Genomic DNA, 16432 nt, shown 5'->3' with positions numbered 1-16432 from the left:
GCTTTGTAGGAGCTGCCGAAGGCTGCGATCTTTTGATTCTGGCGACAGTTGGATCGCTGAAGATCAAAAGATCGCAGCCTTCGGCAGCTCCTACAGGGTTAGAGCTGATTGATCGGGATTTTCAGGTAAGTCACGCCATTGCCCTCGGCCGGCGGCAAATTCCCCGCCCGCACATTAACCTGGATCGCCGGCAGCAAGAGCGTCGGCATGCCCAGCCCGGCATCACGCCGGGTGCGCATGTCGACGAAGGCGGCTTCGTCGATGCCGTCGCGCACGTGGATGTTGCTTTTGCGCTGTTCACCGACGGTGGTCATGCATTCGGGGGCGCGGCCCTCGGGCGGATAATCGTGGCAGATGTACAGGCGCACGCTGGCGGGGAAGGCCAGCAGCTTGTGGATCGAGGCGTACATCTGGTTGGCATTGCCGCCGGGAAAGTCGCAGCGCGCGGTGCCCACGTCCGGCATGAACAGCGTGTCGCCGACCAGGATCACCTCGTTGCCGATCAGGTAGGCCATGTCCGCCGGCGTATGACCGGGCACGTGCAGGGCGGTCGCCTTGAGATTGCCAATCATGAACGATTCGTCGGGGGCGAACAGGTGATCGAATTGGGAGCCGTCGACGCGAAAGGCGGGCTCCAGATTGAACAGCGCCTTGAACACGTCCTGCACCTTGCTGATCGACTCGCCAATGGCGATCTTGCCGCCCAGCTGCCCGCGCAGGTATGGAGCGGCGGACAGGTGATCGGCGTGGGCGTGGGTTTCCAGCAGCCATTGCACCTGCAAGTGACGGGCGTGGACGAAGGCGATGATTTTGTCGGCCTGGGTGGTCGCGGTACGCCCGGAGGCTGCGTCGTAATCGAGCACGGGGTCGACAATCGCACACTGGCCTCCATCCGCCTCGTAGACCACGTAGCTGTAGGTCGAGGAGGCAGGGTCGAGGAAAGCTTCAATCAGCGCGGGCATGGACACGAACCTGTGCAGGGGTAGAAAAGTCAGTCATGGGTTGCAACACTTTATATAAAAACATAATGTTCACAGCTTAAGTGACGTTGAAGGCATCCTGCAAATGCAATCCAGTCTGACCGAATGTGAAGTCGCCCAACTGCGCGCCTCGGCCTCCAGGGCGTGTGCGCTGCTCAAGGCCCTGGCCAATGAGGATCGCCTGTTGATCCTGTGCCAGCTCACCCAGGGTGAGCGCAACGTAGGCGAGCTGGAAAAAATGACCGGCGTGCGCCAGCCGACCCTGTCCCAGCAATTGGGTATCCTGCGCGATGAAGGACTGGTCGCTACCCGTCGTGAAGGCAAGTACATTTTTTATGGTCTCGCCAGTCACGAAGTGATCCAGGTGATGAAAACCCTCTCCGGGCTTTATTGCGGGGCGGTGCTTAAAAGCTGGGTTCAACCTTAAATGCCAGCAAACACACCGAACCTGTAGGAGCGAGCTTGCTCCGGGCGGCGTTCCGACGATGGACGTAATGGCACCGCGTTTATACAGATAACACGCGTAATCGTTAGCGACCATCGCGAGCAGGCTCGCTCCTACAGTGCAGCAAAAGGAACAAGCAATGAACGATCAACACTGGGGACCATCCATCAGTGCAGATATCGTGGTCATCGGCGACGGCACAGCGGGTATCGGCCTTGTCGCCAGCCTGCTCAAGCGTAGCCCGCATCTGAACATCACCGTGATCGAACCCGACTCCCGGCACAACTGAGAACTCCCTATGTTGCTGGCAAGTCTGTTTGGCGTAGTGATGGGGTTGGTGCTCGGCTTGACCGGCGCCGGCGGCGGTATCCTTGCGGTCCCGGCCCTGGTGTTGGGGTTGGGCTGGAGCATGACCCAGGCCGCTCCGGTGGCGTTGTTCGCGGTGGGCAGTGCGGCAGCGGTCGGCGCCATCGACGGTTTGCGCCATGGCCTGGTGCGTTATCGCGCGGCGTTGCTGATCGCGGCGTTGGGCGCGGTGTTTTCGCCGCTGGGCATCTACTTCGCCCATCAGTTGCCGGAAAAGATCCTGATGATCCTGTTCAGCCTGCTGATGGTCGTGGTAGCCGGGCGGATGTTGCGCCGCGAGCGCAAGGACGAGGGCCCCAGCGATCACGGTCACGCCAACTGGGGCCAGAAGAACTGCATGCTCGATCAACAGACCGGGCGCTTTTCCTGGACCGCCAAATGCACCGCGACCCTCGCCGCACTGGGTGCGGTGACGGGGGTGGTGTCGGGGTTGCTGGGGGTGGGTGGCGGCTTTCTGATCGTCCCGGCCTTCAAGCAACTGACCGATGTGCAGATGCGCGGGATCATCGCCACGTCGCTGATGGTGATCAGCCTGATTTCGGCCATCGGCGTGATCGGCGCGTTCCAGGCCGGCGTGCGCATCGACAGCGTCGGCGCCATCTTCATCGTCGCCAGCATTTTCGGCATGATCGTTGGCCGCAAGCTCTGCGCCCAGGTACCGGCGCGGGCGTTGCAGGTCGGGTTCGCCAGCATCTGTTTCGGGGTCGCCGTGTACATGCTGATAAAAGCGAGCGCTTGACTTGCAGGAGCCCGGCTTGCCGGCGAAGGGGGCTTCAAGTGCGTCTTCGCCGGCAAGCCGGCTCCTACGGAAAGCGGTTCTTTACAACTTTAGTGGCTTGCCCTGCCGACAAGCGGTCGTACGTCTTAGTTGTCGCGCACAGCCGTCCATTCCAAAGCACTTCAAAACCAGCCCCAAGGCAGCGTATGGCGCCGCCGGTCAGGTTTCGATAATCGCCTCCGACATTTAGTCCCCCGTTTCGGAGCGCGCCATGCACAACAATAAGAACGTCACGCATCGTTTTCTGCCTGCCTTCATCGCCAGCCTGTCTGCCCTTGGCCTGAGCCCGCTGGCCGAGGCGGATATCATGCTGTACGACAAGGACCAGACCACGTTCTCCACCGACGGCTACATCAACGCCTTCTACGTGAACAGCGATGTCGACCGCGCCGGCGAGCAGTTCGACCGTCGGCAGTCGCGGGTCAAGATGGGCTTTTTGCCCAACTACCTGGGGTTCAACATGGGCAAGCAGGTAGACGATCTCAAGCTCGGTGCCCGCGCCTCGTTCTGGGTCACCATCAACGACAGCCAAACCAACGGCACCGACACCGCCATCGATGTGCGGCAGTTCTTCGGCACCGTGGCCAACCCGCAGTGGGGCGAAGTGCTGATCGGCAAAGACTTCGGGCTGTTCGCCCGTTCCAACATCCTGCTCGACGAAATGCTCGCCGGTTACGGCCAGGTCAGCGATACGTTGGGGCTGGTGGATGGCGGCGGGGTGTCGTTCGGCAACATTGGCACCGGTTACCCGTATCCGTTCCCGACCTCGCAGATCACCTATCGCACCCCGGTGATGGACGGTCTGCGCGTGGCGGTCGGCATCATGGACCCGGTGGACACCAACGACAGCAGCCCGACGGGCAAGGCCTATCAGGAAAACCCGCGTACCGAGAGCGAAGTCACCTATCAGTTCGACCTGGCCGGGGCAAAGATCTACAGCTGGGTCAACGGCAGCTACCAGACCTCGGACAACACCGATTCCACGGTCGAGACCGTCACCTCCAAAGGTGTCGGTTATGGCGTGCAGGCGAAGATGGGCGGCTTGTCCCTCACCGGGTCCGGTTTCCAGGCCAAGGGCATCAACCCGTTTTTCACCAACAATGCCGGCGAGCCGACCCTGCGCAACGTCGACAGCGACGGCTACCTGTTGCAGGGCTCCTACAAACTGGGCAAGAACCGCTTGGCCTTGTCCTACGGCAAGACCAATGACGATGGCAATGGCGTGGTCGGCAGCGGCGCAGACTACGAGACCCGCGGCATCGCGTTGTTCCATGACGTGAACGACAACCTCAAGCTGGTGGCCGAGTACAACCAGTTCGAAATCAACGGCCACGACACCAGCGAGCAGAACGAAGACACCGACACCTTTGCCGTGGGTGCGGTGCTGACCTGGTAACCCCGGGAGGTGGCCCTGGCCGTGCGCATCGCGGCGAGGGTCGCCAACCGTCTCATCCCATCGAAGCGGCTACCCGCTACCCAAGTAGCATTCGTTGCACCTCGCAGGCTTCGTACACTCGTGCCTAATACACACGCACCTGCGGGAGGTAAGGATGCAGCAGAGCGAAGGCGTCGTCAGTGCGATGTCCCAGGCCACCGATGCCCGGCAGGTCGCGCAGGAACTGGCCAGACAGTTGTTGCATCCGCACCTGGGGTTCGTGCTGTTCTTCTGTTCCGCCGAGTACGACTTGCAGGCGCTGGGCCAGGCCTTGCAGCAAAGCTTCGGCGGAATTCGCCTGGCGGGCTGCACCAGCGCCGGGGAAATCACCCCGCTGGGCTACGGGCGCAATTGCGTGACGGCGGTGGGTTTCGATCACCGGCACTTTTCCATCGCGATCGAGCTGATCGACCAGATGGAGCACTTCAGCCTGATCGACGCCCAGCAAATGGTCGAGCGCCTGGTCAGTGGTTGTCGCAGCAACACCCTGGCCCCGATCAAGGGCAACAGCTTTGCCCTGACCCTGCTCGATGGCCTGTCCAGCCGCGAAGAAATGGTCCTGGCGGCCTTGAGCGCGGCATTGGGCGACATTCCGCATTTCGGCGGCTCGGCCGGCGACGATAACTACCTGACCCATACCCATGTGTACTTCGATGGCGAGTTCCACAGCGGCGCGGCCGTGGTGGTGCTGGTCAATACCTGGCTGGATTTCGAAGTGTTCACCACCCACCACGTGCTGCCCCGCGCCGAGAAGCTGGTGGTCACCGGAGCCGACAGCACCTTGCGCCGGGTCTTCGAACTCAATGCCGAGCCGGCCGCCGCCGAGTACGCCCGGCACATCGGCGTGCCGGTGGCGCAGCTCGATCACCGGGTCTTCGCCGCGCACCCGTTGGCAGTGCGAATCAACCAGCAGTACTACGTGCGGGCCATCCAGCAGGTACATCCGGACCTGAGCCTGAGTTTCTACTGCGCCGTGGAAAACGGCATCGTCCTCACCGCCATGACCCCGGGGCCGATGCTGCCGAACCTGCAGAGCCTGTTCGAAGGGTTGCAGGAGCGCCTGGGCGATTTGCTGCTGACCATCGGTTGCGACTGTTTCCTGCGGCGTCTGGAGCTCGAAGACGACGGCAGCCTTGATCAGATCGGCTCGTTTTTGCGTGAGCAACGGGTGATGGGTTTCAACACCTATGGAGAACAGTTCAATGGCATGCACATCAACCAGACCTTCACCGGCGTTGCCATTGCCCGTGGCCGTGCCCCAGGACATCGCTGAGCTGCAGGCCGAGCTGGCCGGGCTGCGCCTGGAAAACCATAAACTGCAGCGCATCAATGGCGCACTGATCGAACGGGTCGAGTCCGGGGTGACCCGCGGCAACGATCCGTACGCGGCATTCCAGCATTCGGTGGTGCTGGCCGAGCAAGTGCGCGAACGCACCGATGCCCTGAACCAGGCCATGGCCGAACTCAAGGCCGGTAATCATTTGCTCAGCGAAGCCCGCTTGCGCGCGGAAACGGCGCATCAACACCTGATCGACGCCATCGAAAGTATTTCAGACGCCTTCGTGCTGTTCGACGCCGAGCAGCGCATCGTGCTGTTCAACAGTCGCTTCAAGGCGTTCTGGAGCAACAGCCGGGTGCGGATCAACGCCGGCATGCGCCTGACCGAGGTCAAGCGGTTGATGATGAACAACGGCCTGTTCACCGAAGAGCCGCGCGGGCATGCCGACGAAAACCTGCTGTACCGCCTGCAGAACGGGCGCTGGCTGCAAGTCAGCGAGCGGCCGACCCAGGAAGGTGGGCGGGTGATTCTGTTCACCGACATTACCGACGTCAAGCTCAGCGAAACCGTACGCCGTGAGCAGGCGGTGGCGCAGAAGTCGCATCTGTTGCAACGGGCGGTCGACAACCTGTCCCAAGGGGTGGCGATGGTCAGCGCCGAGGGCATCCTGGAATTGTGGAACCGGCGTTTCCTGGAATTGAGCGGCCTGGCGCCGGTGGCTGCCCATCGTCCGTTTGCCGAAGTGATCGCCGACAGCGAGTTGAACCTGCTGACCCCGGCCAGTCGCGATGGCAACGGACGACCGGTACGCGAATGCGAGCAGCGTCTGTACGATGGCCGGGTCCTGGAAATCCGCACCCATCCGTTGCCCACCGGCGGTTTCGTCAACACCTTCACCGACATTACCGAGCGCTACCAGCACGCCGAAGCGCTGAGTGAAAGCGAACACTGGATTCGCCTGATCACCGATCACGTACCGGCATTGATTGCCTACCTCAATGCCGACCTGGTCTACGAGTTCACCAACAAGGTCTATGAAGAATGGTACTGCTGGCCCCGCGGCGTGATGCTCGGCCAGAGCCTGCGCGAAGTGCACAGCGAACAGCATTACCAGCGGCTGGAGTCCTACGTGGCCAGGGCACTGGCGGGCGAGAGCGTGACCTTCGAGTTCGCCGAAACCAACGTCAACAACCAGGAGCGCTACATGCTGCGCTCCTATGTGCCCAACCGTCTGGCCAGTGGCGAGGTGGTGGGGATTTTCGTGCTGATCCGCGACATCACCGAACGCCGCCGCACCGCCGAGGCGCTGCACCAGGCTTATCAGAACCTGGAGCTGCGGGTACGCGAGCGCACAGCGGAATTGACTACCCTCAACGACCAGCTGCTGCGCGAGATCGATGAGCGGCGCCTGGTCGAGTCACGCTTGCGCGAGGCCAAGCAGGAAGCCGAGCAGGCCAATCTGTCGAAAACCAAGTTCCTCGCCGCCGTCAGCCACGACCTGCTGCAACCGTTGAATGCCGCGCGCCTGTTTACCAGTGCCTTGCTGGAACGGCGCGAGCCGATGTCCAGCGAGATTCTGGTGCGCAACGTGAGCAATTCCCTGGAAGACGTGGAGAACCTGCTCGGCACCCTGGTGGATATTTCCAAGCTCGATGCGGGGGTGATCAAGGCCGACATTGCACCGTTCGCCCTCAGTGAACTGCTGGACAACCTGGCCGCCGAATACACCCAGGTGGCGCGCAGTGAAGGCCTGCAACTGCACTTCATCGGCTGTTCGGCGCTGGTGCGCAGCGACATCCAGTTGCTCGCGCGGATTCTGCGCAACCTGCTGAGCAATGCGATTCGCTATACCTACAGTGGCCGCGTGGTGCTCGGTTGCCGGCGGCATCACCAGTGCCTGACGATCGAAGTCTGGGACAGCGGCATGGGCATTGCCGAGCATCGCCTGGAGGAGATTTTCCAGGAGTTCAAGCGCGGTGATGTACAGCGACCCGATCAGGATCGCGGCCTGGGCCTGGGCCTGGCGATCGTCGAGAAGATTGCCGGCATCCTCGGGCATCGCATTCATGTGCGTTCGTGGCCGGGCCGGGGCTCGATGTTCTCGGTCGAAGTACCGTTGAGCGCCACCGCGCCGAAACCGCAGCCCGCGTTGCAGATGAGCGAGCAGATGCTCGAGCGCTTGCGCGGTGCACGGATCTGGGTGCTGGACAACGACGCGACCATCTGTGCCGGCATGCGCACCTTGCTGGAGGGTTGGGGGTGTCGGGTGGTGACGGCGCTGTCGGAGGAGGACCTGGCACGGCAAGTGGACAACGACCATGCCGAGGCCGACCTGCTGATCGCCGACTACCACCTGGACAACGACCGGAACGGTGTCGATGCGGTGGCAAGAATCAATGCCCGTCGTGCCTCACCGATCCCGGCGATGATGATCACGGCCAACTACAGCAATGAGCTCAAGCAGCAGATCCGCGAACTGGGCCACTCCCTGATGCACAAACCGGTGCGGCCGATGAAGCTGAAGACGGCGATGAGTCATTTGCTTGGCCGGCCTTGAGTTTTGAGCTGTGATTGAGGGCCTCTTCGCTGGCAAGCCAGCTCCTACAGGATTGCGGTGATCCTGTAGGAGCTGGCTTGCCAGCGAAGAGGGCGACTCGGTCGTCAACGCCGCAGATAAGACCCGAAATCAATATCCCCGGCACTCAGGATCGCCTGCACCCGGTTGTGCACGTTGAGCTTGCGCAGGATCGCCGAGACGTGGGCCTTGACCGTGGTCTCGGCGATTTCCAGGGTGTAGGCGATCTGCTTGTTCGATTCGCCCTTGGTCATGCGTTCCAGTACCTGCAGTTGCTTGCGGGTCAGGGCCTGGAGCAGTTCGGGCGGGAAGCTCGGGGTGTCGTTCATGCGCCGGTGGGTGCTGCTTTTGGCGGTGCGGATGATGTCCGGGGGCAGGTAGACATTGCCGTTGAGAATCTGCTGGATGGCATCGGTCATCTGGGTGCGGGGTGACGACTTGGTGATAAAGCCCACCGCGCCGTAGGTGATGGCTTGCAGCACGATCTGTTTGTCCTGCTCGGCGGAGACAATTACCACCGGAATGGTCGGTGCCTCGTTACGCAAGTTGATCAGGCCATTGAGCCCGTGCATGCCGGGCATGTTCAGGTCGAGCAGGATCAGGTCCAGATCGTCGTGTTCCTGGGTCAGGGCCAGGGCGCTGTCCAGGTCAGCGGTTTCCATCACTTCGCTGCCGGCAAAACCGTCGCTGATGACGTTGTGGATGGCTTCGCGAAACAGCGGGTGATCGTCGGCAATCAGAATTTTGTACATGGCCTTTCACCTCATTATTTTGATTATGGTGTGGCAACAACACGCACGCGTAAAGCTCAGGGAAAGGGTTCGGGCCGGGCGGGCGAAACCGGCAGGTTGGCCGCTTGCCAGGCGTCCAGGCCATCGCGATACCAATACAGCGTCTTATAGCCCATGGTGGCTGCGCGCTTGACCGCATTCCAGCTCAACCAGCAGTCGGAGCGGCAGTAGAAGACCAGCGGTTGCGTCGGGTCGCCGGCGGTCAGCTTTTTCAGGTTGGCGGCGAAATAGTCCTGCCATTGCGGCGTCAGGTCACCGTCCCCGGTATTGGCCAGCCAATGGCTGCCGGGCAGGTTTTCATGGGGCTGGTCCTCGATGAATTGCCCTTGCAGCCACTGACGGCGGTAGACGTCGATCAGCACCGGGCGCGGGGTTTGGCCGAGCAGCGTTTGCAGGGCGCGGGTGTCGACGATGGTTGCGCCTTGCAGCTGGTCGGGCGTCGGGCTGCGGTACAGGCCGATGCGATAGCCGTCGGCGGAGAACAGCGCTGTGTCGGCCTGCGCGGTGCTCAGCAGCAGGCTCAGGGACAGGGCGGCGAGAGCAGGGCGCAACAGGCAACGTCGGGCACGTGGCATGGGTTCAGTCCTTATAGTTATGGACCTATTACATGCCAGTCGGGGGGCATTGGGAATGCGACGATAGACAGGGAAACCAGTACTAAAGTAGTAATTTCCAGTGATTGTGGAGAACCCTTGTAGGAGCTGGCTTGCCAGCGAAGAGGCCGGCAGCTCCAGCATTAATGTTGGCTGGCATACCGCCTTCGCCGGCAAGCCGGCTCCTACAGGGGGCGTGTTGTCAGTTGGCTTTGCGCAAGGCCGCATGCTGCGGGTTGAAGGTCAGTACGGCGAGCAACGCAAACAACAGCGTCAGCCCCATGCACACCGCCAACGCCAGTGGATTGAAGCGCTCATACAGGGCAAAACGCACCAGCTCCACCGCATGGGTAAACGGATTCACCGCGCACAGCCAGTACAACCACTCGCTGGCGTCGCGCATCTTCCACAGCGGATACAGCGCCGATGACAGGAAAAACAGCGGGAAGATCACGAAATTCATCACCCCGGCAAAGTTCTCCAGCTGGCGGATCGCGTTCGACAGCAACAGGCCCAGGGCGCTGAGCAGCAACGCCACCAGCAGCAGGGCCGGCAACGCCAGCAACAGCCCCATGGCGGGTGGCCGCACGCCGTAGACCCAGGCAATCGCCAGGAACGCATACACCTGCAACAGCGAAATCAGTGACGTGGCCAGCAGCTTGCTGCACAGCAGAAAGGTTCGGGGCAGGGGGCTGGTCAGCAGCACGCGCATGCTGCCCATCTCGCGGTCGTAGACCATCGACAGTGAGCCCTGCATGCCGTTGAACAGCAGGATCATGCAGGCCAGTCCGGGAATGATGTAGACCTCGTACGGTATGTAGGTGTCGTAGGGCTCGATGATCGCGATTCCCAGCGCTGCGCGAAAACCGGCGGCAAACACCAGCAGCCACAACAGCGGCCGCACCAGGGCGCTGAGAAACCGCGTGCGTTGCAGCACAAAGCGCAGCCATTCACGCAGCACGATACCGCGCAAGCATTGCCAGTAAGCAGTCATTGCATGGCTCCCGTGGTCGTCAGGCGGGTGAAGGCCGAACCGAGGTCGCCGCCGTGCTCCAGGCTCAGGGCATCGGCCTGTCCGCTGGCCACCAGCCGGCCTTGATGCAGGATCAGCAAGTCGTCACCAGGCTGCACTTCGTCGAGCAGGTGGGTGGTCCAGAGCACGCTGATGCGCTCCTCGCGACACAGGCTGCGGATGTGTTGATTGAGCGCCAGGCGACTCGCCGGGTCGAGGCCGACACTGGCTTCATCGAGCAGCAACAGGCGCGGCTCATGCAACAGGGCGCGGGCAATTTCCACCCGGCGGCGATGGCCGCCATTGAGTTCACGCACCCGTTCGCGGCGGCGGTCGGTCAGGGCCTGGCGGGCCAGTTCGGCGTCGACCCGAAGGTCGGTCTGACGCCGGGACAGGCCATGCAATGCGGCGTGATAACGCAGGTTCTGCTCGACACTGAGGTCCAGGTCCAGGGTGCTTTGCTGGAACACCACGCCCAATTGCCTGAGTGCCGGGCGTGCGGCGCTGCGCAATGAATTGCCACCGACGCGGATCTCGCCGTGCTGCAGATCATAGAGCCGGGTCAGCAGGGCAATCAGAGTCGACTTGCCGGCGCCGTTGGGCCCCAGCAGCGCGGCGAAACGCCCGGGTTCCAGGCTGAAACTCACCTTGCGCAAGGCCGCTCGAGCACCGTAGACGAAACTCAGGTCGCTGACTTCAAGGGCGCTCATGGCGTCACCACCACGCCCCAGGGATAGCGCCCGACCTTCACCGATTTGCTGACCTTGAGGCTGTCGACATCGATCACCGAGACATCGCCGCTGACGCCGTTGGTGGCCAGCAATTGCTTCTGATCCGGGGTGAACGCCATCTGCCAGACCCGTCGACCCACCAGCAGGTAATCGAGAATCTCGAAGGTTTTGGCATCGATCACCGCCACATGATTTGCCGGGCCCAGTGCAACGAAGCCGTACTTGCCATCGGCGCTGAGCTTGATGCCGACCGGCTGGACTTTGTCCGGGTGCACGCCCTTGATCTGGAAGTTCAGGGTCTTGAGCACGGTGCGGCTGGCCACATCGAGAATGGTCACGGTGCCGCCGATTTCCGCCGAGGCCCAGAGCCGGGCGCCATCGGGGGAGAACTCGACGAAGCGCGGGCGCTGGTCCACCAGGGTGCTGTCGGCCAGAGTCTGGGTGCTGGTGTCGATCCAGTGCAGCATGTTGGTGGTTTCGCTGGTGTTGACCGCCCACTTGCCGTCGGGGCTCACCGCCATGCCTTCGGGTTCGACGCCGACGTTGATCTGGCCGAGCACCTTGGAGGTCTCGGTGTCGATCACCGTGACCAGCGCATCGTCTTCGTTGGAAACATACAACCAGCGATTGTTGGGGTGCAGGGCGAATTGTTCAGGGTCTTTACCCGAGGGCAATTCCTTGATGATCTTGCGCGTGGCCACGTCCATCACCTGGACCCGGTCCGAGTCACTGGCGCAGATGTACAACAGCTTGTTGTCATGGGACAGCAGCAGGCCGCGGGGACGCTGGCCGACGGGCAGGGTGTCGGTGACTTGCAGGGTCTGCAGGTCGATCAGGCTCAGGCTGTTGTCCTTTTCGTTGGAGACCCAGGCAGTGCTGGCAACGGCATGGCCAGCGACGAGGAGCAAGGCCCAGGAAAGTAGGGAGCGGCAGAGCAGGGTGCGGCGCATGGCAGATTCCTTATTGTTGTGATCATCGGATCAGGGAAAACGGCAGCTGACCTCGGGCTTGTCGTAACCCAGACTGTCCATCTCGTTGAACGGGTGCAAAAAGCCGTCCTGGGGTGACGTGCTGACCAGCGCCCGGGGCTGGACGATGGGAATCGGCTGGCGCAACTGGCCGTTCCACGGCCGATAGCTGAGTTTGCGGCCCTTGAAACCGTCGAGCGGCAACTGGTCGCTGATTTCAAGCGTACGGATCGCCATCGGCTCGGCCTGACGCAGTTTGCTCACGGCGCTGGCGATACTGCGCACGGCCATCCATGCCGCGAAATCGCGGTCATTCATCCAGCGTCCGGTCAGGGCTTCGAAGCGTTTTTGCAGCTGCGCGGCGCCGTAGGTTTCCACGGTCTTGTGCCAGCCCACCGGGGTCAGGCCCTGGGTACCGGCGACCGGGCGCGGGTACCAGGTCTGGTAGGGCACGTATTCACCGAAGTCGCCGCGTTCATCGGCCACCAGTACCACGTCGTACTCGGCAGTCTGGGTGAACAGCGGCATGTCGGCCTGGGCGCTGCGGCGTTGGTCGTTATCGAAGCTCCAGGGTTTTTCCGCCACCAGTTGCAAGCCGAAGCGCTTGGCCCCGCGGCGCAGGGCGGCGGCATAGGCTTGATCGTCCGGCGTCGGGCCGACAATCAGCAGCGCCCGCTGCCATTTGCGCAACACCAGAAACTGCGCCAGTGCATCGGCGAGCATCGCCCGGCTCGGCAAGGTGTGCAGCACGTTCGGCAGGCAATCGGTGGTGCGCAGGCTGTCATCGGGGCTACCGGCGTTGAACAGCAAACTGTCGGGCAGTGCCGCACTCAATTGGCGCAGGCTGGTCGCGGGGGCATTCACCACAAACAGACGCAGACCTTGTTCGTGCTGAGCCTTCGCCGCTTCGAGCAAGGCTTCGGGGCTGTCGACACTGGCGCTGACCAGACTGTAGCCGTGATTGAGAAAACGCCCGGTGCTGTTGCTGTCGGTGATCGCCAGTTCGGCGCCGCGCAGCCCGGCGTCGGCGGGCTCGGGGATGATGTTGGACAGCAACGGGCCGGGGTCGGGGCGATAACCCAGGTAGCCGATCCGCACCTGCAAGCGCGCATCGGCGGCCTGGCTCTGGGTGGCCAGGCCGGCGGCGCAGGCAATCGCCAACAGGTAGATCAGGGCGTAAGGGATGAGCTGGCGCATAGGGCACTCCATTACAGGTAGCGCCAGCTTAGGTAGCCCGTGAAGCTGAGGAAATATGCAGAAAGTACCGGTGGTGTCCATCCAGCGCCTTACTACCAAGGGACTAGGTGGCGACCACCAAAGCAGCATGGGGTCTGTGCGCGGGGCTTTCTAAGATGGCCGCCATAGCCTCTGCCAAGAGGTTTTGCGTGCAATCCAGAGGGCATAACAATGACAACAAAACGCAACGCCTTGCTCGTGACCGGGCTATTGGCCGGTCTTATCAGCGCAGGTTCCGCCTGGGCCCACGGCAACGTGGTGCCACAGGCCGTGGCGACCCCGGGGCTGACCCCGATCAAGGACGCCGGTGTGCAACTCGATGCCGATGGCTGGGCCGCGGTGAACCCGTATCGCACCGCTGCGGAACACGACAAGGCAGTGGAAATCGGTGCCTCGGCCTACACCCAGAATTGCGCGGCCTGTCATGGCCTGGAAGCCAAGTCCGGCGGTATCGCCCCTGACTTGCGCATGCTCGATGTCGGCGAGGCGGGCGATGAATGGTTCGCCGAACGGGTGCGCCATGGCGCGGTGCGCGACGGTCGGGTGTACATGCCGAAGATGGCCGACTACCTGAGCCAGGAAGCCCTGTGGGCGGTGCGCACTTATCTGGACACTGTGCACGTCGAGGAGTGACCCATGCGCCTGCTCGCGGTGTTGATCGGCGCTCTGTGGCTGTGCTGCCAGCCGGCGCAGGCGCAGGTTCGCAACTACGACGAAATGATCGCCGCCGGGGAGCTGAAGGTGGCGGTCTACAAGGACTTCGCCCCCTACAGCTTTGAAAGCGCCGGAAAGCCCCAGGGTGTCGATGTCGAACTCGCCGAAGCCTTGGCCAAGGCGCTCGGCGTGCGCCTGACGCTGATCTGGGCGCCGGCGGGAGAAAAGCTCGATGACGACCTGCGCGATTACATCTGGCGTGCCAGTGCCTTGCACAACCAGCAACTGGCCGACCTGATGATGCGCGTACCCTATGACCGTGACTACGCGCAGAAGCGCAACGAGTTCGGCGAACTGGAAAATGGCCACGTGGTGATGTTCGGTCCGTACCAGAACGAACAATGGCAGGTGGCCTATGACCGTCGGCGGCTGGACAAGGTCGCCAGCGTCGCGGTGTTCGAGCAACACCCGATTGGTGTCGAAGTCGACAGCGTGCCGTCGTTCTACCTGACCTCGGTGTTCAACGGCATGCTCGCCGGCAAGACCCATCACTATCCCTGCGTGCCCCAGGCGTTTGCCGCGATGAAGGCCGGTGAGGTCGACGCGGTGATGGCCATGCGCGGCGAGATCGACTGGCAAGTGCATGAAGCGGCCGACCCGCAAGTGGCACTGGCTGAGAACGCCTATCCGAACATGGGCAAGCAGCGCTGGGAGATCGGCATGGCGGTGCACGAAAGCAACCGTCAACTGGCCTATGCCGTGGAAGAGGCGCTCGAAGGCCTGATCCGCGAGGGCGCGGTGAAGACCATCTACGGCCATTACGGCCTGCGTTACGACGTGCCCGAGATGTATCAATAAGGAGCAGGCGATGAAATGGCGAAGGAGTTGTCTGTTGGCCTGCTGGTTAAGCCTGGCGGCACAGGCCGCCGAAATCGATCCCGGCAAAGACCCGGTGCCATCGGTGATGTGGACGTTCTATCACCAGCAGTTTCTTGGCAATGCGCCGTTCGTTTTCGATGATCGGGTCAAGTTGCTGGCGCCGCCGTTTGCCGAAGATGCCCGGCAGGTGCCGCTGGAAATCGACGCCCGGGCGTTCAAGGGCGAGGTGGTGAAAATCCTCGCCTGGGCGGAGCTGAACCCGTTGCCGAAAATCGTCGACTTCCAGCCGCTGCATTCGGTGTTGCCTTGGTTGTCGTTGCGCATTCGCATCGAACAGGCCACGCCCTTGCGCGCGGCGGTGTTGACCCGCGACGGCCTGTGGCATGTCGGTTCGACCCTGATCGACGCCGCCGGTGGCGGCTGCACTGCGCCGAGCGTGGTACGCAGCCAGCCGGGCTGGGAGGAGCACATCGGCGAAGTGCTCGGCGGGCGTTATCCCCGGGGCGAGTTCAGCCGTTTGCGTTTGCAGGTGGCCCATCCCATGGACAACGGCATGGTCAGTGGCATCCCGGAATTCTTCATCAACCATGCCGAGTTGCGTGACCATAGCGAGCAAGTGCTGGCCCGGCTGGAGCTGTTTCCCGCGGTCAGCGAAAACCCCAACCTGGCCTTCGACATCGAGGGGGCAGGGCAAACGCGCCTGCAGCTACGGGACAACAGCGGCAATGAGTTCGATGCGTCGATCCTCTGACCTCAAGGAGCGTGGCATGCGCTGGATCCTGTTGATGGTGCTGAGCGTCAGTCTGCCGGCCCTGGCCGATCTTGAATACTCACTCAAGCCCAGGCAGATCGCCCAGGACACCTGGCTGCTGGAAGGCAGCACCGATAACTTCACCAAGGCCAACGGCGGCAACATCGTCAACACTGCGTTCATCGTCACCGAACGCGGTGTTGTGGTGATCGACAGCGGGCCGTCCAGGCGTTACGGCGACGCGATGCGCAAGGCCATTGCCGCCACCACCGACAAGCCGGTGATCGAGGTCTTGCTGACCCATCACCACCCGGACCACGTGCTGGGCAATCAAGCCTTCAGCGACGTGCCGATCGGTGCCTTGGCCGGCACCACCGAGCTGTTGCACCGGCAAGGCGATGCCATGGCCGAGAATATGTACCGCATGGTCGGCGACTGGATGCGTGGCACCGAAGTGTTGTTGCCGACTCAGACACTGACACCCGGCGTGAAAAGTTTTGGGAATCACGATTTGCGTCTGCTGAGCCTGGGTGGGCATACGGGCGCGGATCTGGCTATTCTCGACCAGCAAACCGGCGTGCTGTTTGCCGGGGACCTGGTGTTTTATCAACGGGCCCTGACCACGCCCAACAGTCCAGGGCTGTCAGTGTGGCTGGCGGACATCGCGACCCTGCAAGGCTTGCCCTGGACGCTGGTTGTACCCGGCCACGGCCCGGTGTCGAGCGATCCACAACCCTTCGAGCAAATGCGCGATTACCTGACCTGGCTCGATCAGCTGATGCGCGACGGCGCCGCCAATGGCAGCGACATGGCCGAGATGATCCGCAGCCCCATCCCCGAACGTTTCGCCAGCATCAATTTGAGCCGCTACGAACTGATCCGCAGCGTCAGTCATCTGTACCCGCGCTACGAGCGCGAGCGGATGACGCGGGTGGATTCCGCCGACAGCAAATGATGCT

Annotated in this window: 16 protein-coding genes and 1 pseudogene; 10 read left to right on the top strand and 7 right to left on the bottom strand. The window is 62.4% G+C overall.

The annotated features are described in order from the left end of the window. Positions 1–98 precede the first annotated feature (98 nt). Positions 99–962, bottom strand: a complete 864-nt coding sequence (locus AC1DKH_RS05320) for an MBL fold metallo-hydrolase (RefSeq protein ID WP_477797650.1) — start codon at positions 960–962, stop codon at positions 99–101. A 103-nt stretch (positions 963–1065) separates the two neighbouring features. Between AC1DKH_RS05320 and AC1DKH_RS05315 the strand changes: the two genes are divergently transcribed. From AC1DKH_RS05315 to nahK, 6 genes and pseudogenes are all read left to right on the top strand, one after another. Continuing rightward, positions 1066–1407 (top strand): ArsR/SmtB family transcription factor, encoded by a 342-nt coding sequence (locus AC1DKH_RS05315; RefSeq protein ID WP_477754603.1) that lies wholly within the window; start codon positions 1066–1068, stop codon positions 1405–1407. A 157-nt stretch (positions 1408–1564) separates the two neighbouring features. After that, positions 1565–1708, top strand: a pseudogene (locus AC1DKH_RS05310) (pyridine nucleotide-disulfide oxidoreductase); the annotation flags it as partial. Positions 1709–1723: 15 nt separating this feature from the next. Continuing rightward, a complete protein-coding gene (locus AC1DKH_RS05305) occupies positions 1724–2530 on the top strand; it encodes a sulfite exporter TauE/SafE family protein (protein WP_477797649.1) in 807 nt (268 codons plus the stop codon). A 250-nt stretch (positions 2531–2780) separates the two neighbouring features. Continuing rightward, positions 2781–3965 (top strand): porin, encoded by a 1185-nt coding sequence (locus AC1DKH_RS05300; RefSeq protein ID WP_477754601.1) that lies wholly within the window; start codon positions 2781–2783, stop codon positions 3963–3965. Between the two features lie 154 nt (positions 3966–4119). After that, positions 4120–5277, top strand: a complete 1158-nt coding sequence (nosP, locus tag AC1DKH_RS05295; RefSeq protein WP_223461945.1) for a nitric oxide-sensing protein NosP — start codon at positions 4120–4122, stop codon at positions 5275–5277. After that, positions 5207–7840: a hybrid sensor histidine kinase/response regulator NahK/ErcS' gene (gene nahK / locus AC1DKH_RS05290; protein ID WP_477797648.1), complete on the top strand. Its 2634-nt coding sequence runs from the start codon at positions 5207–5209 to the stop codon at positions 7838–7840. Before nosP ends, nahK begins: the two co-directional genes overlap by 71 nt. A gap of 104 nt (positions 7841–7944) precedes the next feature. Here the strand turns inward: nahK and AC1DKH_RS05285 are convergent, their stop codons facing one another. The 6 genes from AC1DKH_RS05285 to AC1DKH_RS05260 all read right to left on the bottom strand — a co-directional run bounded on the left by AC1DKH_RS05285 (position 7945) and on the right by AC1DKH_RS05260 (position 13150). Next, a complete protein-coding gene (locus AC1DKH_RS05285; protein ID WP_108215949.1) occupies positions 7945–8610 on the bottom strand; it encodes a response regulator transcription factor in 666 nt (221 codons plus the stop codon). A 56-nt stretch (positions 8611–8666) separates the two neighbouring features. Continuing rightward, positions 8667–9224 carry a PQQ-dependent catabolism-associated CXXCW motif protein gene (locus AC1DKH_RS05280; protein WP_477797647.1) on the bottom strand — a complete coding sequence of 186 codons (558 nt, stop codon included), beginning with the start codon at positions 9222–9224 and terminating at the stop codon, positions 8667–8669. Positions 9225–9444: 220 nt separating this feature from the next. Continuing rightward, the gene (locus tag AC1DKH_RS05275; RefSeq protein ID WP_477797646.1) at positions 9445–10236 is read right to left on the bottom strand and encodes an ABC transporter permease; all 792 of its coding nucleotides are present in this window, start codon (positions 10234–10236) and stop codon (positions 9445–9447) included. Continuing rightward, a complete protein-coding gene (locus AC1DKH_RS05270) occupies positions 10233–10964 on the bottom strand; it encodes an ABC transporter ATP-binding protein (protein ID WP_477797645.1) in 732 nt (243 codons plus the stop codon). The genes AC1DKH_RS05275 and AC1DKH_RS05270 overlap by 4 nt, the downstream gene beginning before the upstream one ends. Next, on the bottom strand, positions 10961–11935 hold the full coding sequence (locus AC1DKH_RS05265) for a YVTN family beta-propeller repeat protein (RefSeq protein WP_477797644.1): 975 nt from the start codon (positions 11933–11935) through the stop codon (positions 10961–10963). Before AC1DKH_RS05265 ends, AC1DKH_RS05270 begins: the two co-directional genes overlap by 4 nt. A 30-nt stretch (positions 11936–11965) precedes the next feature. Next, entirely contained in the window at positions 11966–13150 is a 1185-nt protein-coding gene (locus AC1DKH_RS05260) for an ABC transporter substrate-binding protein (RefSeq protein ID WP_477797643.1), read from the bottom strand. A 210-nt stretch (positions 13151–13360) separates the two neighbouring features. On the opposite strand from AC1DKH_RS05260, the gene pedF reads away from it, so the two are divergent. From pedF to AC1DKH_RS05240, 4 genes are read left to right on the top strand one after another with little or no spacing between them, the layout of a single operon-like run. Beyond that, positions 13361–13822: a cytochrome c-550 PedF gene (pedF, locus tag AC1DKH_RS05255; protein ID WP_477754592.1), complete on the top strand. Its 462-nt coding sequence runs from the start codon at positions 13361–13363 to the stop codon at positions 13820–13822. A 3-nt stretch (positions 13823–13825) separates the two neighbouring features. Further along, a complete protein-coding gene (locus tag AC1DKH_RS05250; protein WP_477797642.1) occupies positions 13826–14701 on the top strand; it encodes a substrate-binding periplasmic protein in 876 nt (291 codons plus the stop codon). A 10-nt stretch (positions 14702–14711) separates the two neighbouring features. Further along, complete coding sequence (locus AC1DKH_RS05245; RefSeq protein ID WP_477797641.1) at positions 14712–15473, top strand: quinoprotein dehydrogenase-associated SoxYZ-like carrier; 762 nt, start codon at positions 14712–14714, stop codon at positions 15471–15473. A gap of 16 nt (positions 15474–15489) precedes the next feature. Continuing rightward, the gene (locus AC1DKH_RS05240; RefSeq protein ID WP_477797678.1) at positions 15490–16428 is read left to right on the top strand and encodes a quinoprotein relay system zinc metallohydrolase 1; all 939 of its coding nucleotides are present in this window, start codon (positions 15490–15492) and stop codon (positions 16426–16428) included. The last annotated feature ends 4 nt before the right edge of the window (positions 16429–16432 follow it).

The organism is Pseudomonas sp. 05L36, from assembly GCF_056398125.1.
Note: the sequence above shows the minus strand (reverse complement) of the source record. Positions and strands in the feature narration are given on the sequence as shown.